Raw genomic sequence first — 22,207 nt, 5'->3', positions numbered from 1 at the left:
AACGATTACAATTACGATTCTGCCAGTAAATGATCCACCAGTAGGTCCGGTGGTGGTAACGTTGGTTACCAATGAAGACACGGCAGTATCGAGTCAAATTACAGCGTTTGATCCAGATGGAGAAGTGTTGACGTATAGCTTACAAGATCCGCCAACAAACGGAGTGGCAGTGGTAAATCCAGATGGTACGTTCACCTATACGCCGAATGGCAATTATAATGGTCTGGATACATTTACGATGCTAATAAGCGACCCGTCGGGCGCATTTATAGTGACAAATGTATTTGTGACTGTCACGCCAGTGAACGATGCACCAGTGGTGCCGAACTATGAGTTTGTGATCAATGAAGATACGAGTTTAAGTAGCCAAGTGGTGGCAACAGATGTGGACGGCAATCCACTAACGTACGGGTTACTGACAGGTCCAGCAAATGGAACAGTGGTAGTCAATCCAGACGGAACCTACACGTATACACCAAACGAAAATTACAACGGGGTAGATAGCTTTAGTATCGTAGTAAGCGACGGCCAAGGAGGAACGGCCGTTTCAACGATTACAATTACGATTCTGCCAGTAAATGATCCACCAGTAGGTCCGGTGGTGGTAACGCTGGTTACCAATGAAGACACGGCAGTATCGAGTCAAATTACAGCGTTTGATCCAGATGGAGAAGTGTTGACGTATAGCTTACAAGATCCGCCAACAAACGGAGTGGTAGTGGTAAATCCAGATGGTACGTTCACCTATACGCCAAATGGCAATTATAATGGTCCGGACACATTCACGGTGTTAATAAGCGACCCGTCGGGCGCATTTATAGTGACGAGTGTATTTGTGACGGTCATACCAGTGAACGATGCACCAGTGGTGCCGAACTATGAGTTTGTGATCAATGAAGATACGAGTTTAAGTAGCCAAGTGGTGGCAACGGATGTGGACGGCAATCCACTAACGTACGGGTTACTGACAGGTCCAGCAAATGGAACAGTGGTAGTCAATTCAGACGGAACCTACACGTATACACCAAACGAAAATTACAACGGGGTAGATAGCTTTAGTGTCGTAGTAAGCGATGGCCAAGGAGGAACGGCTGTTTCAACGATTACAATTACGATTCTGCCAGTAAATGATCCACCAGTAGGTCCGGTGGTGGTAACGTTGGTTACCAATGAAGACACGGCAGTATCGAGTCAAATTACAGCGTTTGATCCAGATGGAGAAGTGCTGACGTATAGCTTACAAGATCCGCCAACAAACGGAGTGGCAGTGGTAAATCCAGATGGTACGTTCACCTATACGCCAAATGGCAATTATAATGGTCCGGACACATTCACGGTGTTAATAAGCGACCCGTCGGGCGCATTTATAGTGACGAGTGTATTTGTGACGGTCATACCAGTGAACGATGCACCAGTGGTGCCGAACTATGAGTTTGTGATCAATGAAGATACGAGTTTAAGTAGCCAAGTGGTGGCAACGGATGTGGACGGCAATCCACTAACGTACGGGTTACTGACAGGTCCAGCAAATGGAACAGTGGTAGTCAATTCAGACGGAACTTACACGTATACGCCAAACGAAAATTACAACGGGGTAGATAGCTTTAGTGTCGTAGTAAGCGACGGCCAAGGAGGAACGGCCGTTTCAACGATTACAATTACGATTCTGCCAGTAAATGATCCACCAGTAGGTCCGGTGGTGGTAACGTTGGTTACCAATGAAGACACGGCAGTATCGAGTCAAATTACAGCGTTTGATCCAGATGGAGAAGTGCTGACGTATAGCTTACAAGATCCGCCAACAAACGGAGTGGCAGTGGTAAATCCAGATGGTACGTTCACCTATACGCCGAATGGCAATTATAATGGTCCGGATACATTTACGGTGCTAATAAGCGACCCGTCGGGCGCATTTATAGTGACAAATGTATTTGTGACGGTCACGCCAGTGAACGATGTACCAGTGGTGCCGAACTATGAGTTTGTGATCAATGAAGATACGAGTTTAAGTAGCCAAGTGGTGGCAACGGATGTGGACGGCAATCCACTAACGTACGGGTTACTGACAGGTCCAGCAAATGGAACAGTGGTAGTCAATTCAGACGGAACCTACACGTATACGCCAAACGAAAATTACAACGGGGTAGATAGCTTTAGCGTCGTAGTAAGCGACGGCCAAGGAGGAACGGCCGTTTCAACGATTACAATTACGATTCTGCCAGTAAATGATCCACCAGTAGGTCCGGTAGTGGTAACGTTGGTTACCAATGAAGACACGGCAGTATCGAGTCAAATTACAGCGTTTGATCCAGATGGAGAAGTGCTGACGTATAGCTTACAAGATCCGCCAACAAACGGAGTGGCAGTGGTAAATCCAGATGGTACGTTCACCTATACGCCGAATAGCAATTATAATGGTCCGGATACATTTACGGTGCTAATAAGCGACCCGTCGGGCGCATTTATAGTGACGAGTGTATTTGTGACGATCACGCCAGTGAACGATGTACCAGTGGTGCCGAACTATGAGTTTGTGATCAATGAAGATACGAGTTTAAGTAGCCAAGTGGTGGCAACGGATGTGGACGGCAATCCACTAACGTACGGGTTACTGACAGGTCCAGCAAATGGAACAGTAGTAGTCAATCTAGACGGAACCTACACGTATATACCAAACGAAAATTACAACGGGGTAGATAGCTTTAGTGTCGTAGTAAGCGATGGCCAAGGAGGAACGGCTGTTTCAACGATTACAATTACGATTCTGCCAGTAAATGATCCACCAGTAGGTCCGGTGGTGGTAACGTTGGTTACCAATGAAGACACGGCAGTATCGAGTCAAATTACAGCGTTTGATCCAGATGGAGAAGTGTTGACGTATAGCTTACAAGATCCGCCAACAAACGGAGTGGCAGTGGTAAATCCAGATGGTACGTTCACCTATACGCCGAATGGCAATTATAATGGTCCGGATACATTTACGGTGCTAATAAGCGACCCGTCGGGCGCATTTATAGTGACGAGTGTATTTGTGACGATCACGCCAGTGAACGATGTACCAGTGGTGCCGAACTATGAGTTTGTGATCAATGAAGACACGAGTTTAAGTAGCCAAGTGGTGGCAACGGATGTGGACAGCAATCCACTAACGTACGGGTTACTGACAGGTCCAGTAAATGGAACAGTGGTAGTCAATCCAGACGGAACCTACACGTATACACCAAACGAAAATTACAACGGGGTAGATAGCTTTAGCGTCGTAGTAAGCGACGGCCAAGGAGGAACGGCCGTTTCAACGATTACAATTACGATCTTGCCAGTAAATGATCCACCAGTAGGTCCAAATGTTATTACGGTTACTACATTTGAAGAAAGCCCTGTTACAGGCCAAATCGTTGCAACTGATCCTGAAGGAGATCCCCTGACGTACACCTTACAAGATTTACCGACTAATGGAACAGCAGTAATCAATCAAGAAGGGTTATTCACTTATGTACCAAACGAGAATTTTGCTGGAAATGATACGTTTACTGTACGTATAGCCGATCCAACTGGACAGTTTATTATTACAAATGTATTTGTTATTGTTATACCAGTTGAACAGCCACCCATTGTACCTAACTATTCGATTACTACTCCTGAAAATCAATCTGTAACTGGCCAGGTAGTAGGAAGTGATCCGAATGGAGATCTGCTCACTTATCGCTTAGGAACTTCTCCAGTTAATGGAAGCACCATAGTAAATATAGATGGCAGTTTTATATATTCACCTAATTCTAATTATGTAGGTCCAGATTTATTCACGGTTATCGTAGAAGATTCAACAGGCCTTACAGCAGTGTCTATTGTAAATGTTACAGTTATTGACGTGAACAATTCGCCAATTACGAGTGATGTTATCCTTCAGACTATAGAAAATGTAGCAATTAATGGGCAAGTTTTTGCTACAGATCCAGACGATAATCTACTCACTTTTAGTTTATCGGGTACCCCTTTTAATGGAACGGCTGTGGTAAATCCAGATGGTACCTTTTTATATAATCCAAATCCTAATTTTATTGGTTTGGATTCTTTCACAGTAGAGGTAAGGGATAATCGCGGAGCTAGTGCACAATCTCTTGTAACTATCAGTGTAATTCGAGTGAACCAACCACCGATTGTCGTAGATTTATCACTTTCAACTGTACAGGGTCAGTTTGTAACAGGGCAAATTCCTGCCTTTGATCCTGAAGGAGATTTACTAGTATATGGTCTAAATTTAGCGCCACTTAACGGTACCGCCATTATTAATTCAGATGGAACATTTACGTATACGCCGAACCCAAGTTTTGTAGGAACAGATTCATTCTCTGTTTTTGCCAGGGATCCTCTTGGAAACCAGGGGTTTGGAACTATTACTGTAGAAGTTCAGTCTCAGGATTTACCGATTAGCGCTGAAGGGCTAACTTTAACTACTTTAGCAAATCAACCTGTAAGTGGATCTATCGCTACTGTGAATCCAGCAGGCTCTCCATTAAGTTATGCTGTAGCCATACCGCCATTAAATGGAACCGTTATATTAAATCAAGATGGAACTTTAGTTTATACGCCAAATCCTGGATTCACAGGAGAAGATATCTTTGATATCGTTGTTATAGATTCAGCTGGAAATCAAAGTATTGCGAATGCTGTTGTGACAGTAGTAGTAGGAGATAGAATTTCGGTGGTAAATAGTGAAATAACGACTTCATTTAATACACCAGTTTCTGGGCAAGTAAGTGCTACAAATTTGAGTGGAAACCAATTGTTTTATACGCTTACGTCTAATCCAAATAGTGGATCTGTCATAGTTAACCCAGATGGGACATTTAGTTATACGCCAAATACCGGATTCTTTGGAACGGATCAATTTCAAGTGCTTGTAAGCGATGTTCTTGGCAATACAGCTGTTGCAACTATTTCTGTTATTACTCAGGGACCGATAGAACAGGCGCCAATTGTAGCCAATCAAGCACTATCAACAACCGAACAGCAGCCTGTAACAGGAAGTATTGGAGCTATTGATCCACAAGGAGAAGTATTAACTTATACCTTACTCGGCGGACCAGTGAATGGAATTTTAATATTAAATCCAGATGGTACTTTTACGTATACGCCAAACCCAGGATTCGTAGGAACGGATTCTTTTACAGTGTCTGTTCAAAACGAAACGGGTTTAAATGCAGCTACTACGGTTCAAATAACTGTTACAAAATTGGCTAATCAAATTGTAGTAAGTAATACTACTACTGTTCGCACAGTAGAAGGGCAGAGTGTAAATGGTGAACTTTCAGTTCGAGATCAGCTAAATAGGCCATTAACCTACAGCCTTAACACTATTCCTGCTTATGGAACGGTTATTTTAAATCCAGATGGAACGTTTGTTTATACACCGACCCCTGGTGTGAATGGAACAGATCAATTTGAAGTTCTTGTTCAAAATGATCAAGGAGATCAAGCGATTGCTCCAGTTCTAATTATTATTGATCCAGCTCAAAGTGTCATTACACCGCAAGACGTTACAGTACAAACTCAGCAAGGTGTAAGTGTCTCAGGGACGATATTGGCAACGGATACTCTAGGGAGACCAATTAGATTTTCTTTAGATGCATCTCCATCTAATGGAACAGCTGTGGTAAATGCAGATGGAACGTTTAGCTATACACCAAATCCAGCATTTTTTGGAGAAGATATTTTTACTGTGTTGATTCAAAATGACAGAGGTGACTCTGCAATTGGCATTGTACGGATAGTTGTTCAAGAAAACCAAGATAGCATTGTTGTGACCCCTCTTACTGTTCAAGGAGTAACAAATCAACCTGTTACCGGTCAAGTTACGGCAGTGGATGTATTGGGGAACCCATTAACCTATCAAGTTCAGAGTCTACCAGCAAACGGAACAGTGAATTTTAATCGGGACGGTTCATTTAGCTATACGCCGAATCCAGGATTTACTGGAATAGATTCTTTCACAGTAATTGTTCAAAATAATCTTGGTCAGTCAGCAACAACTAGTGTTACTGTTTTGATTCAGGGAGTTAATGATCCAATTACAGTGGAAAATCAGCTTTTAACCACACCAACTGGCCAAATTATTGAAAGTCAAATCATTGCAACGGACGCACTAGGAAGACCTCTTACCTTTGCTGTGGCTACCCCACCAACAAATGGAGTACTTGTACTACGAGCAGATGGAACGTTTAGTTATACACCAAATTTAGGGTTTATTGGTCAGGATCAGTTTGTGGTATCTGTAAGAAACAGTGAAGGGCAACAAGCGTTTTCAATTGTTACTGTTAATTCTACCGCAAGCAATAATATAATTACTCCAGGAAATAATACCTTTGCTACTTTGCAGGGTGTTCAAGTAGTTGGTAATATTCAGGTAACTAATTTACTGGAACGTCCATTAAATTACACACTAGCAACAGTTCCTTTAAGTGGTAGCGTGACAGTTGATTCTAATGGAAGATTTATTTACCAGCCTGCACCTAATTTTGTAGGAACAGATACTTTTACTGTATTGGTACGAGATGATTTAGGAACAGAATTACTTGTAGTGGTAACAGTTGTAGTAGGCAGAAACCCTCAGCCTCCTAATGTGGTAGGGCAAGTAATTAAATTATTTGTTAATACTCTTACTACTGGTCAGTTAATTGCTATTGATCCAAATTCTTTACCACTAACTTATCAAGTTATAACAGGTGCTCAAAACGGACAGTTTAGGATTAATCAGAATACAGGCCAATTTATTTACATCCCTAATGTTAATTTTGTGGGGACTGATACAGTGATTATAAGGGTCACTAATTCGGATGGAGCTTCAAGTGACGCAGCACTTACTTTTATTGTGGAAAGAAGAGTATCACCAGCACCGACACCAGTTCCAGGTAAATCTAATACTAAAAAGAAATCGTTGCGAGATCCGCGTAAAAATAAATCAAAAAGTAAATGTCCTATAAAGGTATCTGATCAATGTATAAAGGGAATTATTAACAAGAAAATATGTGGTGAAATTGATGCTTGTACAGTCAAAAACCTACCTCTTAAATATCAAATCTTCAAGGGGACGAAGAACGGTAAATTTAAACTTAATACGGAGACAGGTGAGTTTATTTACCTCCCTAACGTAAACTTTGCAGGAGAGGATTCAGCTGTTGTGCAGGTAATCAGTATAGAAGGGGTATCGGTTCAAGTTACTATTAAATTTGTTATAAGAAAATAATTAACAATTAAAAAGCTATCCAACAAGTTATTTGTTGGATAGCTTTTTGAAATAAGGTTCATGATGTTTTGTACGTAGCGAGCATAATTGAATGTCTACAATTGGTAATAAATAGCTTGATTTAATTTTATATATGAATTGAGGTGATATTAATGTATAAAATTGTGATATTTGGTAATTGTTGTTCTGGTAAAACTACATTAGCTACACAGTTAGGTGAAAAATTAAATATACCTATCCATCATTTAGATCTGTGGTTCAGAGAACCTAAAATGAGAAAAATATCGCAAATTAGGCAACGAAAGAGATATTTTAAAAAAAAGTTGGAAAGGGTGTTAAATACAGCGAGTTGGATTGTTGAGGGATGGGGATATGTAGATACGTATGATGTACGTTTTAGTAAAGCCGATATTATTATTTTTTTAGATGTTGTCCCCCAAGAATCTAAAGAACGATTTTTAATACGAGAACAGAATAAACAAATGCATACAAAAATAACTGAAAAATTGATTAAACAAAGCTTTTACAAAATAGATAAATTTCATGAAGAAAACCGACCTATTATATTGGATCTTTTTCAGAAGTATGAAGGACAATCAGGGAAAAGCTTATTTCCTATTGCGAGAAAATATAATTTAGAACAATTACTTGCTACATTAAGAAATGGGAAATACGGATAGAAAAAACGTTTGCTCATAGGTAATTTATAAGTTACTAAATTAATCCATTTCTTTCTTCAAGCGTTACTTATTTATCCCCAGATATGAAATGTGTGCTAACACGCTTCTTTTTTATGAGTATTTCATATGTATTTATGATGAATGAAAAACTCTTTTATAGTTATGGGAAATCGTTTACATAGAGGTTATAAAAAGTGGTTTACTTTTTGGTGTAATATAGGAATTCTATAAGTGTAATGGCTTTAGATAACTTTCTCTGTAATAAAATAGTGTACAGGCTGTAGCAGCAAAGGATTTTTTTATAGCTTGTACACTATTAGCTGGTTTATAAGGGTATGTTGAATATACTACCTGTGATGAATTTGGTAGTATATTATTTTTAACAACTTTATTAATAGGTCATTAAAGGATCAAGGGTTTTCTAAGGGATTAATAATAAGGTCAACGCTTGTAAAAAGTTTTGTATAAAAATAGCTGTATCGTTATTTGATGTTGTTACATTGACACCTTCACTGTTTTTTACGATAACTCTTTGTCTATTCAATTGAATTGACCTTGCGATCTGAGAAACTTCTTGTAAAAACAGCCTTATTGAATTGGCATCGAGACCTATTGAAAGTAAGAAAATGGTTAATATTTGTATGAAGCTTTGAAGAAATATGGTTGTCTGTGTATCTGTTGCAGTAATAGTAACATCACAGGAATTTTTCACAAGAATGATTGAATCAGAAACTTGGTCATTGAAGATCTCTTGTCTTGTATCAGTTTCAATGAGTGCATTGTTATATCTATTAGAACAAAAAAAATTTTTCTCTGCACATCTTGTTTTTTTACAATTTTCCTCTTTTTTTCTTGAAGGTTTGGAATTTAGACAACTACAGTAGCACTTTCTTTTTTTAGAACAACTCAAAGTGTAACCTCCTTTATATGTTTCTATTATATTAATATGAAAATTAAGAGGGTTTGCTTGTATACTTGTCCCTTTTCTTTTATATATTATAGGAAAAAGAGTAATGTTTAATTCAATAGTGTTATTCCGTTTAATAAATCATTCCAAACAGCAGCATTGGTACAATTATCTCGAGAAACTTGAACCCAACAAATTTTGTCTTCAGGTGTTCCAAAATTCATTTCTTTTACTCCATGTAATTCTTCGTCGACAGTCTCAACTAGCAGAAGGTTAAAGTTCCCATTAGTCATGTCTGTTAAAATTGATTTTAAGTTAATTACATCCTCATAGCTTGTGGGCATCCATTCATATCTTATAAATAACGTACGTTTACTTTGTGCAATTTGATTAAGAAATGTTTGAATACGATGATCTAATCTTATTTTATAAGGTGGATATTGGACAGACCAGTGTTGGTTAGGAACCATGGGAAAGTCGTGGACAGAGTCAATGTTATATTTAATATCTGTAACATAATGGGATCTTATTGATTCGGAAGTGCCGGATTTAAAAATAGGATATCCGTTATCATCTACATAATTAGCTAGTATGTCTTTTTCAATTATGTTTTCTACTTCCATAAAACCTTGAAATTTGTTTCTTAATAATGTATTTACGTCAGGGAGAAAAGGAGATTGCATCCAATCAAGAGGAAACGAATGCCTTCTCAAGCTGTGACGTTCGGAATAAAGCGCTGGGCCACACCAACTTCCTAAGCCAGCCACCAAATTATAAGAGCCTTTTATATCTTGTAAGTTTATATTAATCACTCCTTTATTTTCTTACACTATAGTATATAGAATAGGGTTTTCAGTTGATTGGACAATGAAAGGCATATTTAAAAAGAATCTTTTTTACGATTCTATATAAAGAGCAGTTATTTATATTGGAAATTCAAATGTGACATTCTAATATAAAATAAAAAACATGACAAAATTAAAGATTTGTCATGTTTCTTTACTTTATATAGGATTACGTATTAATTACGGTAGTGACAGATAATGTACTAGTTGGGGTTGAAGTTGAAGTTGCAGAATGAGTGACAAATTCTACAATTACAGGTGCTCCAACAGTTACAGTATCATCAATATTTAAGGCTGTTGTAGATAAGGTATAGACATTAGTAGGTTGCATGACTCCATTGATGTATATGTTAGCGTAAGAATTAGCTGTTACATCAGGCAAAACTGTGATTGTTGCTCCTACATCATCAATAAAGCTTCCAGCAGGTATCGATGTGACTCCTCCTGCAACCATTGGGGCCGTTACAAATGTTGTAAATCTTGCTGGGGTAGGAGCCACACTCGTTGCTGTTGCTACTGTAATATCTCCAGCAATTGTACTAGTGGCTGTAAACACAGGTTTAATAATAGGCATATGTTTTATTCTCCTTTCGAAGCATGGGTGTAGAAAGAATGCTAATATTCCCTCTATCTATTAATAGTCAGATTTCTATTATTTGCTACGGTCAATAGTCTATAGAGTTAGTCCAAATTTTTAAGTGGTCAAGAATCTTTTTACAATTTAGGTCTTTTGCCGTTTCTAAATCAAAGCAGAAGAATAATAAATAGAGAATTGACATTGTTTTATGTTTTCTCTAATCATTTCAAAGTACATTTGTAAAGCCTCACTTTGAAATTGTTTAAAAAAGAGCAATAAATCGTTTAATAACTAGGAAAGGGGGACTATAAATGCCCATCGTTAAGCCCTTTATGAATTCTTTAAGGTTTAGTAGCACAGCAGGGGCAGGAACAGGTACTGGTGCTACCTACAGCATTCTTGCCACAGCTTTTACTACTGATGGAGGAACAGCTGCTACAGTTTTTCCAACTGCTCCTGCTTATTATAATCTTTATATTAACGGTCAAATCCAAACAGGTGATACTTCAACAGTTACTACTACCTCTATTATTATTCCCGATGGAGACACCCTTGCATCTGCTACCCCTATTGTAGTTGAGTTTGTTGTAAATTAATTAATTCATTCCATTTTTAGACTTATTTATCAACTTGGAAAGTCAGTTCTTTTTGTATGCCTATCTTAGAATTCATAAACTTTTGTATACTTCCTTATTGATTAAAACAAACTGAATGATAATGGGGACACCTTTTAAAGGTACTTCTTCTGTGAGTAAAGCTAAGCTGCCTTTTTGAATTTGATAATTAATATGAGGCTGGAGAATACCATTAATAAATAAATTGATATAAGAAACTTCATCAGGTGCTAATATTTCAGTAACTCCATATTGAGCTATCCCATCATTATTGGTATACAGGCGCTTTTGACCATCTGAAAAAGTAAAATATAATAAATTAGTGGAGGGAATTAGACCTGAGAATGGGGGTCCCTGGGGTCCCTGGGGTCCCTGGGGTCCCTGGGGTCCCTGAGGTCCTTGAGATCCCTGGGGTCCCTGAGGTCCTTGAAATCCCTGAGGTCCTTGAGGTCCTTGAGATCCCTGGGGTCCCTGAGGTCCTTGAGATCCCTGAGGTCCTTGAGGTCCTTGAGATCCCTGGGGTCCCTGGGGTCCCTGAGGTCCTTGAGATCCCTGAGGTCCTTGAGATCCCTGAGGTCCTTGAGGTCCTTGAGATCCCTGGGGTCCCTGAGGTCCTTGAGATCCCTGAGGTCCTTGAGGTCCTTGGGGTCCTTGGGGTCCTTGAGGTCCCTGTAGCCCCCGAGGACCCTTATATTTCTGATCACATAGGTTATGAATAGAACAAAACACTAATATGGATTGTGAAGTGGAAACATATACAGAGTAGGGTGATCTGTGACAATGAGTTTTTCGCTTCTTTTTTTTATGAGAAATTTTTTTAAATTGAACACATCTACTTGTCAATTGTTAACACCTCCTTTTATTACGATGTAATCTACTTAAATTAGTGAGGGGAGAATAAACATACAAAAAGAGTGAAGAAGAAAGGCAACCCCAAAGTTCTTCATACATCGGAGTAGTTGATTATAAATTAGCTTCTTTTAGTTGCTATAAGGAAAAGGTAAGTAATCAGTAGTCGGTAAATTTAATGTCGTTTTAGAGACTTTTACCTGACATGTGCATTTAGAGGTACCTTCTTTACCTGAAATTACTCTGCATTTTATTAACGAATATTGGAATAAATTTAAGTTTTTCAGGCATTTCTTCAAATGTAACTTCCAATATTTATGTTATTCATTTATTTCATAAATGAGCGCCTAATGATAGTATAAGTGTTATGTAATCTTAAACCTAAGAGTTAAGGTATAAACTGGATAGATTGAAGCTTTCTTACAATTATAATCATTCGGACTCATCTTTCAGCAATACTATTAATACAATTTTTATCACTTCATTCTTTAAGTTTATTAAGTAAATAAGTTTTATCATAAAACTCATTAACTACAAAGTGTATACAGTATGTAGTTGAATAGTTAGCAGGAACGACATAAGTTTGTGTTGAATGTATATACAGATTGTATAAATGAGGTGATAAGGTTGGGAAAGTTAGATAAGTACGCTCGACAATCAAAATTAAAAGAACCAAGTAAAGTTCTGCCTATTCGGTTACCTGAAAGTGTATATGAGCGATTTCGACAATGTTGCGAAGGGTTAGGATTGTCTATGTCTGAAGCTGGATACTTGCTCATTAAGGAAGAATTAGAAGATAGTCTATACAATGCAAATACAGATGAAATTGCTGCAACTACACAGCGAATACAAAATCCTATACATTACGAAAAAACTCTGTATACAAAGGAAAATACAGCTAGATCTCCTTCTTTTTCTACAAGGTGGACGTCAATTGATTACGAAATCGAAAACGAATTACCTTGTCCCTTATGTCACCAATGGTATAGCAAAGCAAATTTTTCTCGCCATGCAAAAAACCATAGTACAACGACTAAAGAACTCTTAGAAAGCAATGCAGATATAGTTTATGAAATGATTAATGAACGTAAACTAAATACGTAAATAATTTATATAAATACAAAAATTCACCTTTTGTTTCTTGAAAAACATGTGAAGTAGAATAAGAGGTGAATTTTCTAATTACTAAAGCAATGTAGTTTTAAATGAACCAGGTTTCCCTTCAACAATTGAAAAACAGGTGAAGCTTCCATTATTACTCCTTTTATTCATCTATTGAACAGCTGGCCCCTGCAAGTTTTCTATCACAAATTTATTATCTTTTACACAAAAGTACCTTCTCTACCATTTCTCTAAATTGAAATTACGTAATCGAATAATCACTTTTTTTATGAAATTTACTATTATTGGACAAGCACACAAACAATCTATAAATAAATGAATAAAATAGTATATAAATAAAAAAGGAGTGATTAATATAAAAAGCTATCGTCATTACAATAAAAACGATGAAGTATATTATGTAGAAGCATCATACCCATATAGAGGTTCATATAGTAAGAAAAAAGATAATGAAAAATTTTTTGTTGAAAATCATACAATCGAAGGTTCTGGAACCAATTTAACAGGAAATATCCCATTAACTATCGCAGTTCCTGCTAATGCGACAGATGTAAATGTTTTTGAAGATTTCACTAAAAATCATAACAAAACGCTTCTTCAGTTATCAGCTGTAACTACTGGTCTTACAGTGTCAATTTTTGTTAGAGGCTCTAGACTACCTATTTCCGCAACTATACCTGCAGGTTCTACAAGAGCTTTTCAAGTTGAAAATTTCGAAAGGTTAACTGTTTCGAACCCTTCTCCTACTACGGCAGGAACTTTAAATGTCTTTATCCAAAAAACATTTTGTATTGGTTGTAATGGTCAAAATAAAAAACAAAATAAAGGCTGCTGCTTCTAAGATAGTAATAAAAAACCACACTGCACAAATAACATTTGTGCAGTGTGGTTTTTTATTATTAGAAAATCCAGAGTAGTGTAATTACTCTAGATTCTTAAGAATTAGCTGAGCAAGAAAAAAGACTATTAACTCGAGAGCTAATAGTCTTTCCTGATTATTTATTTACAAGTAAATACAGTTAGAATTAGACAGCTTAATTGTAATAACTTTTACTGCATTTGCATTTGTTTTTATCATAGTCTTTCTCATAAAAGACAACTTTATCTTTGCCATAATCTTTTTCATGTTTGTCTTTGCATTTATCTTTGCCATAATCTTTTTCATGTTTGTCTTTGCATTTATCTTTGCCATAATCTTTTTCATGTTTGTCTTTGCACTTATCTTTGCCATAATCTTTTTCATGTTTGTCTTTGCACTTATCTTTGCCATAATCTTTTTCATGTTTGTCTTTGCACTTATCTTTGCCATAGTCTTTTTCATGTTTGTCTTTGCACTTATCTTTGCCATAATCTTTTTCATGTTTGTCTTTGCACTTATCTTTGCCATAGTCTTTTCCATGCTTGTCTTTGCATTTATCTTTGCCATAGTCTTTTTCATCGTTATTTTTACGAAGGTCATACATCGCTTTCAAGCAGTGTTTACTTTCATCATTGTGATCATAATAAAATTTAGTCAAATGAATTCCCTACCTTTAGTTAAAATTGGTGTTTCTATATATTCTATTTTCAAACAGACAAATTGCTTGTACATTGAGGTAAAAATGGCTTTTAGACTATTTTTAAGTTAATAGTTTAAAAGCCATGTTTAAAAGCAGTGTTTAAAAAGAGTATTTATTGGTATATCCCTAACTCTTTACCCCACGTTGAAATTTTTTCAAGATGGTAACTTAAGAGCTCACCTTCACGGTTATCAACAATCCTTCTTAGTTGAGTATGGAGGCCTCTTTCTAAAGTCCGCTGAAGATAGGCCATTTTATAAAGAGTCATTGGATTGGTCTTAAAGGTAATGCCGTATTTCTTCATTTCATCTACATATAGACGTACACATTGAGTTCTTATTTTCTCTGCATTTGGTTGCCAATCTTTTCTAAAGCCCAACAATAGTTCCACTAATATAACCATATCAAACCATACTGGGGAGTATTTAGCTGACTCCCAATCAATGAATTGAATAGGCCATGGTGTATGTTGAGTGACATTTTTACTACATATGTTTTGCATATGAAGATCACCATGCGTGATAGATGATCCATTTTCAATTAATTCAGGGAAGAAATCGGGTCCTTTATTATATAATTTGATTAATGATGGGAAGTAAGGTTTTATGATGTGGCTAACCCGGTTATCTTTCATTGCAGCATGTAATAGGTTAATTGTTTGATTCATATATTTGACTCTAGTTTGTTTCGTAGAGGTATAAACAGGAAGCCAGTCTTTCCAAATGTTTTTGTTCTTTTTGAATCTACTTTCAAAAGTTTGACTATGAAGTTTAGCTATACTGGGAATAATATATTGAAAGTGAGATGGAGAGAAGATCAATTGTCCGCGTATTTGATTAACAAATTCCATGAATACCCATGTTTCGTTCTTTACCGTTTCTATGAGGTAAATGCGAGGCAAAAACTCTTTTAAAGTTGGATAAGCTTTTTTATAGATATTAATTTCCACTTCATTTTTGTAGGCTGTTGAATTATAAACCTTAAAGATGATTGGATAATAACCATTCTTTTTTTGAAGCAGTAATTTATATATACCACTTCGTTTTGTTGATTTTAAACACTTAATTTCTGAAGGAACAATGGACACTTTCTCACCCATTGAATAAGAAAGCTTTTCAGCTATTTTTAAATCTTTAAACTGATAATAGAGTGCTTTAAGATCATACACAGTATTCATTCCTTTCGCTTACGTTTCCACGCATTAATTAAATGAGACCATGCACTTCTAAAAAACGGCATTGGATCATCCCATGCAAATAAAGCAAACTCTTTTTGACCTTGCAACCCTTGATAAAAATCTTTAAAAGTCATTTCTGATCTTTTTTTCTTTTGAAGGAAAGTGAGATAGTATCTTACAAGATAAATCCATTTAATACCATCTATTTGATTCAATCTGGGTTCTGGATTTTGATTAGTTAGGTATAAATAATACATGTAGACAAAGTCAACGCCTGAGGGACCTGTAAGGCTATGGGTTAGCCAAAAGCGAGGGTTTATTTCAATAAATTTATAAGTTCCATCTCTCGGGTCTTTCTTGAATTCAGCCATGCCAATACCTTTAAGCTTTATCTCTTCAAAAAATGGGATACATATATCGATAAGTTCAGGCAACTTTTTACTGACAATATGAGCACCTGTTCCAAATTCTGCAGGAAATTGATGATTTTTTTGTAAGGAAAATAATGCAAGTAACTCCATATTGTCATCATAGAAAGTGGCAACTTTATAAAAGCACTGGTTATCTCCAGGAATTAGTTCTTGAATGATTAATTGTCCACATTCCCTATAAAAGGGGTATTCACTCCTTAACTGTTCAGGAGTTTCGAATACAATAGCTTTTTTATTAATCCTTTTTCTGAATTCATGGCCGAGAACAGGTTTTAAAATACAGGGGAAATCAAGAGTTAAAATAGCATCTTCAAGTTCTTCTTTATCATCTATTACATAAGTTTTTGGACATGGAATATTATGCTTGACGGCAAGCTCATAAGTTTTGTTTTTATCAAGAACTTGTTCAATTAAATAATTATCAGGAAATAAAAATAAGAAGTATTTTAGTAGTTCATCTCGATTTTTCGAAATGAACTGTACATAATCATCTGCTCCTGTATATAAAACGGGTTTTGAACCAATCTTGTTAGATAATTTAATTAAAAAATCTAATAGTTTTTTTTCGTCTGTTAAAGGACTAGGGCATATACCACAAGTAGCAAGGCGTGATTTCCCTATTTTATACGGTTTTTTTGTGTCAAAAGCGTAAACTTTTATGCCTTTTCTTGCTAAACTTCTAATAATACCAACCCCGTTAGCACTGAGGTCAAGGATAACTGCGGAATGTTCATGATTCATACTTTAATTCATCTCCCAAAAATTGGTATATAGATGTTTTATTTTTCCTATCATGCTGTCTATCGTTAAGTGGTTTTTAGCATAAACTTTTGCATTCGTCCCCATTTTATCTCTTTCTTCCTTATGGTTAATGAGAAATTTCAATGCATTAGCTAGCTGCTCTGGACTTCCAGGTTCGACAATAATTCCTGTTTTATTATGCTTTATCAGTTCAGGAATACCTCCGCAATTTGTGGAAATTACAGCTATGCCACTGTGCATGGCTTCAATTATTGAAAGGGGTAAGCTATCATTGACTGTTGGGAGCACAAAAATGTCTGTTTTGTTTAAGATTGAAGGTACGTCGTCTCTAGATCCCAAAAATTTGACCATGGATAAATTTAAAGCTTTTTTCTGCTTTTCTAATTTTTCCCTCATCTGCCCATCACCAACAATTAATACCTCAACATTTGAGGTGTGCTTCTTTAGGTGTGTCAGTGCTTCAAATAGATGATTATGTCCCTTTCGTGGACCAAGCCTAGCTACACATGTAATGACAAGCTTTTGGGAGTTAGTTTCTTTTTCCTGCCCTCGGTTGACTGGATAATCAATTCCTGTAATGACTGTAGTGATATTTTTATTTTTTGCTCCTAGCTTTATTAATGGTTCACGAAACGAATCACTTAAAACAATAATGTGACTTGCATATTGTATTGCTTTACTTTCAAGCTCTGTAAAATACGCTTCTTCTACAGAACCTTTTTTTATAATGTTAAATCTTAGTCTATTAGATGTGAACATGCCATGGGGCGTGTAAAATAAGGGTTTATTATAGAATTCATTAAATCTTCCTAAGATATTTGCTGTAAATAAATCTTGTGCGTGAAGAATATCGTATTTTTCTAAGTCTATCGTTTCAAGCATTTTTTCGTATACATATATAAGTCTTTTATGATTTAAAATTCTGTCATTGTAACTTCCATAGCGCTTTGTAAAAAAATGTTTTAAGTTTGGGGTAACAATTTCTCGAAATTGCTTTACTTTTGAAGTTGAAAATTGATTAGGAGAAATAATGTCTACTTTATGTCCTTGATTTTTTAAACCTTTACTTAAAGTAGCAATATAATTAGAAAGTCCACCTACATGAGGAAAGCTCCAAAAAGTAGCAATTAAAATAGAGAATTTCTTTTTCGTAGCCTTTTTCGAAACAACTCTTTTTTTAGATTGTTCCTTTGAAACTCTTTTTTTAGAGGAATGTGATTTAAGCCCATAATATTGATCTAGCGTTTCGATTACATAAGGATAGGGAAAAGCAATCTCATTGTTCATTTCCAAACCCTCCTTATAATTTCAAAAGCTTCAGCATAGGGTACGCCAACGCTCATGCCTCTTATTCTTCCTAAATACTCAATACCTTCGTAAGAACGAGGGTGAGGAAACTCTCTCATTTCGAGATCATAATGTTTAAGTGCTCTAAGTTTACTTTCCATGGTAGCTGTAACGTCTACAAAATAATTAGGTTTAAATGTCTTTTCACAAGTGAAAGCACCCCATTCACTAGATGAAACGGTTTCAAAGGTAATCAATTCTATAGGGGGTGTATAAGGGAGTGGTCTAGTTGCAGTTAAAACAGCTTGAAAAGTAATCTGGTGATCTCTATTTAAATCTCCATAGTGATGCGTAAAAACTTTAACCGGTTTGTATTTTTTGATAAGCTGCTCAATCTCTTTTGTTAATTTGTGAAGAGGAATCATCTCTAACTCCAGATTGATATGCTCAAGAAACACTACTTCTTCGATACCAATTTCTTTATTAGCAAGTCGGCCAAATTTCTGAATATGATGAGCTTCTTCCTTTCGGCCTAAAGCAGTAATTACTGAAATTACTTTATACCCTTCAGCTATAAATTTTTTTAAGGTTCCTGCAGTTCCCAATAGTTCATCGTCAGGATGAGCCCCGATTACTAATATACAATCGCTCATATCTGTTCCTCCTGTAGCTTTTTCTTCGATACTTGTACTATAAACAATATATGAGTATATCCAGATATTAGAAACCGTCATTGGCGGAGAATTAAAAATTAGGAGAGATATATTAGTAACTATAGAAGACGTATTTGTTGCTTCCTTTGTTATGAATTCCTAGTGAAAAAGGGAAAATCATAAAAAAAAATAAGACCTGTTGTTAAATGTCAAGAGGTCTTATTTCTTTTTAAAAGTTAAAATTAATACTTAGAATTTAACTTCCATAAATTTATAACTCTCATTTCTTTACAAGTATCTTTACAAGAATCTTGCTTTTTATGTTTCTCACATTTTTTACAAGGGTTTTTATGAGCCTTTTCTTCGTAAGTCCAATCTTCTTTATACTCCATACCAATATCACCTCTTTCCTTACTATAATATGTAACCATTAGTAACTGGAGAGGGTGCTTGTCTTGGATTTTAACAAAAATTTTTCATGAACTTATATGTAAATGGATAAGTATACAAGCAATTTATTCGTAAAGGAATAGAATAATAAATGGGGAAGGAGGAACAGCATGGGAAAACCTTATTTTCATTATCATAGTGACTATAACGGAGATTATAGATTACCTAAAGCAGCTTTCTTTAAAAGGTACGACAAGAAAAAATATCAGTTGCTGAGTGGTAATAATAATGCTCAGATTGTTTTATTTAATAGCATTAAAAAAATCGATTTGTTAAGTGATAAAACATTCGGGCATTCTTCTCAGAAATTAATAGGGGAAAAAGAGAACGTACTTATAGATTTTAAAAAGTATGAAGTAGTTGGAAAAGGGAAAGATGGAGTTATTTATCAATTGACTCCTAATCAATGTATAAAAGTATTTTTTAAGGAAGAAGTATATAAAAAGGAGTTGGAAGCGATACAAGTAGGGCAGTCGTCTTCTATTATTCCTCGTCTCTACGATTATGGACCAAATTACATAGTCATGGAGTATATAAAAGGTATTTCCTTGGCAAAATATCTAAAGAAAAATAGACACATAACAAAGTCTATAGTTATACAACTTATAAATCTTTTTGATGAATTGAAAAAGTTAAACTTTAGTAGACGAGATACAGAATTACGACATGTTCTAATAAATGAACAGGGAAATTTGAAAGTAATTGACCTTAAAAGAGCTTTTACTTCTAACCGACCTATTCCCATTAAGTTACTAACTGAATTAAAGGAATTGAAATTATCAAAAGAATTTTTATTCTATGTTAAAGATGTCCGCCCATCTCTTTATCAAAAATGGAGAAGTTTCGATCAAGAATAAATTTATCGATAAGTATTTAACGTCATTAATTGTAGCAACAATAATTGTGTGGTAATACGTTTATTGTTGCTACATGTTATAGGATAAAATCATTGTTATGCCACCTCTTATAGAACATAAGTGTCCACGTTTATGTTCTTATATTAGGTATCAGTTATCGTATAAATTGACTGATCACCGACTGGAAGGGTAGCAATGACAATATTAGTTGCCCCATCAATGACGGAGACTACACTATTTTCTTCATTCGTTACGTGAATTTGATTATTAGCTGCATTAACATCAATTATAAATGGTTGATCTATGACGGGCACTATCCCAATCACGGCGTTTGTTCCTGCATCAATCACTGAAACAGTATTACTATTCTTATTAGCTACATAAATACGATTGTTAGATAAGTTAGCCCCTAGATCAGTAGGTTGGTCACCGACTGGAACTGTAGCCATTACTGTATTAGTTAATCCATCAATGACAGAGACTGTGTTTTTAAACTTATTAGCTACATAAATACGGTTAATATAGGGGTGTACATCTAGATTAATTGGATGGGTTTCTACAGGTATTGTCGCAATAACAATATTTGTTGAGCCATCAATGACTGAAACGGTATCATTACCTGTATTTGTTACATAAACTCTATCCGTATAGGGATTGATTCCTACACCTGATGGTTGATCTCCAACTGGAATAATCCCGATGACCGTATTTGTTTCCGCATCGATGACCGAAACAGTATCATCACCTTTATTGGTCACATAAATTCGATTAGTAGAGGGATTCCCGTTTACATTTACTGGATGTCTCCCTACATTTATAGTCGCAATTAACTCATCTGTTAATCCATCCATAACAGAAACCGTATTGTTATCCTCATTTATTATATAAATTTGATTATTAGATGATTTTCCTCTTGGAGATAAAAAATCACCTGCAACATGCACAACCTTTGCTTTTTTTCCCATTTAACTCAACTCTTTTCATAAATACTGTTAAGAAAATTGTTGAAAACATAAGGCACTTACCTTATGTACAAATATATGATGTTAAATTTATTTTATTATCTTAAATTTTCAGAAGAACGATATGACTATTAGAGTTAACCTAAGGTAGAAATATTGCTGTTTTATTTAAATGAAAATATAGGTGAATAAAAAATCGCTTCAATAACACATGAAAATACTGGGGAATTGTTGCCTTTTAGGCCATTCTTGCATATGTTGTTATGAATACGACCTTATACAAAAGGAGCGATTAATATGAGTGATTCACCCAAAAGACCGGAGATTGTTCCAAATAAGTTAATGGACTTATTAGTAAATGATGTTTTTTCTAAACATGGCATAGATAAAGAACAAATCAAAGGAAAACTATCTGAAGAGAAGAAACAAATGCTTAAAGAGATGGTTGAAGATTTATCACAACGAGTGGATGAGTTTGTAAAACAAACAAATGCTGCCAACAAAAAGAAATAAATTATACTATTCATAAACGCCGTCAAATAGGCGTTTTTGTTGTTTTTTAAAATGGTTGCACTCAATGATCAATTGGCCCAATCCTATTGATTGGTATGTTCATATATTAATACATACCATGAAAAAGGAGTGTTAGTTATGTCATCTAAAAAGTATTATTCTTACGATGTAAAGAAAAAATGCAAAAGCAGACATAAAAAAGATGATTCTAAGAAGCATTGTAAAGATGGCTATAAAGTAGATCACTATGAAAGTGAATCTACAGAATATGATTACTATAATAGTCGTGAGAGTTTCGAAAGCAACGAGAGCTTCGAAAATTTTAATGCAGAAGTAGTTCAAGATGCAGATCAACTTTCTTTAATTGATCAAGAATCAGATGAATTAATTTGGATTAAGGATTCTTGCGATATTAATGTCACTACAACAGATACTCAAGCAGCTATCGGTATTCAAGTGGCTATCCAAGTAGCAATCGCTATTGTAATCCGTATTGCCATCGGCGATACTGCTCAAAAAGATGGTGTGCTTCAAGACTTATTACAGCTATCTGAAATAGAGCAAACCAATAAACAAAAGATTTATATTGAGAATTCTAAAGACGTAGAAATTACAACGACAGATACAGATGTGGCTCTTAACGTTCAAGTATTGTTACAAGTACTAGTAGCTATTATTGTACTTGTCGATGTTCTTTAATTAAAAATTAAAAGAGGTGA

Annotated in this window: 20 protein-coding genes; 8 read left to right on the top strand and 12 right to left on the bottom strand. The window is 35.6% G+C overall.

What is annotated here, in order from left to right:
• The first annotated feature begins 4 nt into the window (after positions 1–4).
• Positions 5–7,243, top strand: a complete 7,239-nt coding sequence (locus LJC66_RS26985; protein WP_308280735.1) for a tandem-95 repeat protein — start codon at positions 5–7, stop codon at positions 7,241–7,243.
• 152 nt (positions 7,244–7,395) lie between these two features.
• Positions 7,396–7,923, top strand: a complete 528-nt coding sequence (locus LJC66_RS26980; RefSeq protein ID WP_230933877.1) for a P-loop NTPase family protein — start codon at positions 7,396–7,398, stop codon at positions 7,921–7,923.
• A gap of 421 nt (positions 7,924–8,344) precedes the next feature.
• Here LJC66_RS26980 and LJC66_RS26975 read toward each other — a convergent pair whose 3' ends face one another.
• The 3 genes from LJC66_RS26975 to LJC66_RS26965 form a co-directional block, all read right to left on the bottom strand.
• The gene (locus LJC66_RS26975) at positions 8,345–8,833 is read right to left on the bottom strand and encodes a spore coat protein (RefSeq protein WP_060747331.1); all 489 of its coding nucleotides are present in this window, start codon (positions 8,831–8,833) and stop codon (positions 8,345–8,347) included.
• A gap of 107 nt (positions 8,834–8,940) precedes the next feature.
• Positions 8,941–9,642: a DUF1796 family putative cysteine peptidase gene (locus tag LJC66_RS26970; RefSeq protein ID WP_060747330.1), complete on the bottom strand. Its 702-nt coding sequence runs from the start codon at positions 9,640–9,642 to the stop codon at positions 8,941–8,943.
• 202 nt (positions 9,643–9,844) lie between these two features.
• The gene (locus LJC66_RS26965; protein WP_050691685.1) at positions 9,845–10,249 is read right to left on the bottom strand and encodes a DUF4183 domain-containing protein; all 405 of its coding nucleotides are present in this window, start codon (positions 10,247–10,249) and stop codon (positions 9,845–9,847) included.
• Between the two features lie 314 nt (positions 10,250–10,563).
• On the opposite strand from LJC66_RS26965, the gene LJC66_RS26960 reads away from it, so the two are divergent.
• Complete coding sequence (locus LJC66_RS26960; protein ID WP_050691684.1) at positions 10,564–10,848, top strand: DUF4183 domain-containing protein; 285 nt, start codon at positions 10,564–10,566, stop codon at positions 10,846–10,848.
• A gap of 72 nt (positions 10,849–10,920) precedes the next feature.
• Here LJC66_RS26960 and LJC66_RS27995 read toward each other — a convergent pair whose 3' ends face one another.
• Positions 10,921–11,199 (bottom strand): DUF4183 domain-containing protein, encoded by a 279-nt coding sequence (locus tag LJC66_RS27995; RefSeq protein WP_251569169.1) that lies wholly within the window; start codon positions 11,197–11,199, stop codon positions 10,921–10,923.
• Entirely contained in the window at positions 11,199–11,570 is a 372-nt protein-coding gene (locus LJC66_RS27990; protein ID WP_230933880.1) for a hypothetical protein, read from the bottom strand. Before LJC66_RS27990 ends, LJC66_RS27995 begins: the two co-directional genes overlap by 1 nt.
• Positions 11,571–12,342: 772 nt before the next feature.
• Between LJC66_RS27990 and LJC66_RS26945 the strand changes: the two genes are divergently transcribed.
• Positions 12,343–12,819 (top strand): hypothetical protein, encoded by a 477-nt coding sequence (locus LJC66_RS26945; protein WP_088568287.1) that lies wholly within the window; start codon positions 12,343–12,345, stop codon positions 12,817–12,819.
• Between the two features lie 364 nt (positions 12,820–13,183).
• Positions 13,184–13,678 (top strand): exosporium protein D, encoded by a 495-nt coding sequence (locus tag LJC66_RS26940; RefSeq protein ID WP_217599629.1) that lies wholly within the window; start codon positions 13,184–13,186, stop codon positions 13,676–13,678.
• Between the two features lie 193 nt (positions 13,679–13,871).
• Here the strand turns inward: LJC66_RS26940 and LJC66_RS26935 are convergent, their stop codons facing one another.
• From LJC66_RS26935 to LJC66_RS26910, 6 genes are all read right to left on the bottom strand, one after another.
• On the bottom strand, positions 13,872–14,354 hold the full coding sequence (locus LJC66_RS26935) for a hypothetical protein (RefSeq protein ID WP_230933876.1): 483 nt from the start codon (positions 14,352–14,354) through the stop codon (positions 13,872–13,874).
• A 154-nt stretch (positions 14,355–14,508) separates the two neighbouring features.
• Positions 14,509–15,564: an ecdysteroid 22-kinase family protein gene (locus tag LJC66_RS26930; protein ID WP_230933875.1), complete on the bottom strand. Its 1,056-nt coding sequence runs from the start codon at positions 15,562–15,564 to the stop codon at positions 14,509–14,511.
• 5 nt (positions 15,565–15,569) lie between these two features.
• Positions 15,570–16,745, bottom strand: a complete 1,176-nt coding sequence (locus LJC66_RS26925; RefSeq protein WP_230933874.1) for a carboxylate--amine ligase — start codon at positions 16,743–16,745, stop codon at positions 15,570–15,572.
• Positions 16,746–16,748: 3 nt separating this feature from the next.
• Positions 16,749–18,053 (bottom strand): glycosyltransferase family 4 protein, encoded by a 1,305-nt coding sequence (locus tag LJC66_RS26920; protein ID WP_230933873.1) that lies wholly within the window; start codon positions 18,051–18,053, stop codon positions 16,749–16,751.
• Positions 18,050–18,706, bottom strand: coding sequence for a PIG-L deacetylase family protein (locus tag LJC66_RS26915; protein WP_088568282.1), 657 nt, complete (start codon positions 18,704–18,706; stop codon positions 18,050–18,052). The genes LJC66_RS26920 and LJC66_RS26915 overlap by 4 nt, the downstream gene beginning before the upstream one ends.
• Before the next feature lie 242 nt (positions 18,707–18,948).
• Positions 18,949–19,098, bottom strand: a complete 150-nt coding sequence (locus LJC66_RS26910) for a hypothetical protein (protein ID WP_230933872.1) — start codon at positions 19,096–19,098, stop codon at positions 18,949–18,951.
• 369 nt (positions 19,099–19,467) lie between these two features.
• On the opposite strand from LJC66_RS26910, the gene LJC66_RS26905 reads away from it, so the two are divergent.
• Positions 19,468–20,013 (top strand): protein kinase family protein, encoded by a 546-nt coding sequence (locus tag LJC66_RS26905; RefSeq protein WP_088568291.1) that lies wholly within the window; start codon positions 19,468–19,470, stop codon positions 20,011–20,013.
• A 143-nt stretch (positions 20,014–20,156) separates the two neighbouring features.
• Here the strand turns inward: LJC66_RS26905 and LJC66_RS26900 are convergent, their stop codons facing one another.
• Positions 20,157–20,978: a YncE family protein gene (locus tag LJC66_RS26900; RefSeq protein ID WP_230933871.1), complete on the bottom strand. Its 822-nt coding sequence runs from the start codon at positions 20,976–20,978 to the stop codon at positions 20,157–20,159.
• 294 nt (positions 20,979–21,272) lie between these two features.
• Here LJC66_RS26900 and LJC66_RS26895 point away from each other — a divergent pair, with 294 nt between their 5' ends.
• Together LJC66_RS26895 and LJC66_RS26890 are read left to right on the top strand one after the other, a co-directional pair.
• The gene (locus LJC66_RS26895) at positions 21,273–21,488 is read left to right on the top strand and encodes a spore coat protein (protein ID WP_230933870.1); all 216 of its coding nucleotides are present in this window, start codon (positions 21,273–21,275) and stop codon (positions 21,486–21,488) included.
• Positions 21,489–21,626: 138 nt separating this feature from the next.
• On the top strand, positions 21,627–22,187 hold the full coding sequence (locus LJC66_RS26890) for a spore coat protein (protein WP_230933869.1): 561 nt from the start codon (positions 21,627–21,629) through the stop codon (positions 22,185–22,187).
• Positions 22,188–22,207 lie beyond the last annotated feature (20 nt).

It is taken from the genome of Priestia sp. TSO9 (assembly GCF_021029645.1).
In the GTDB taxonomy this organism is placed as follows: domain Bacteria; phylum Bacillota; class Bacilli; order Bacillales; family Bacillaceae_H; genus Priestia; species Priestia megaterium_E.
This window is presented reverse-complemented; position numbering and strand designations above follow the sequence as displayed.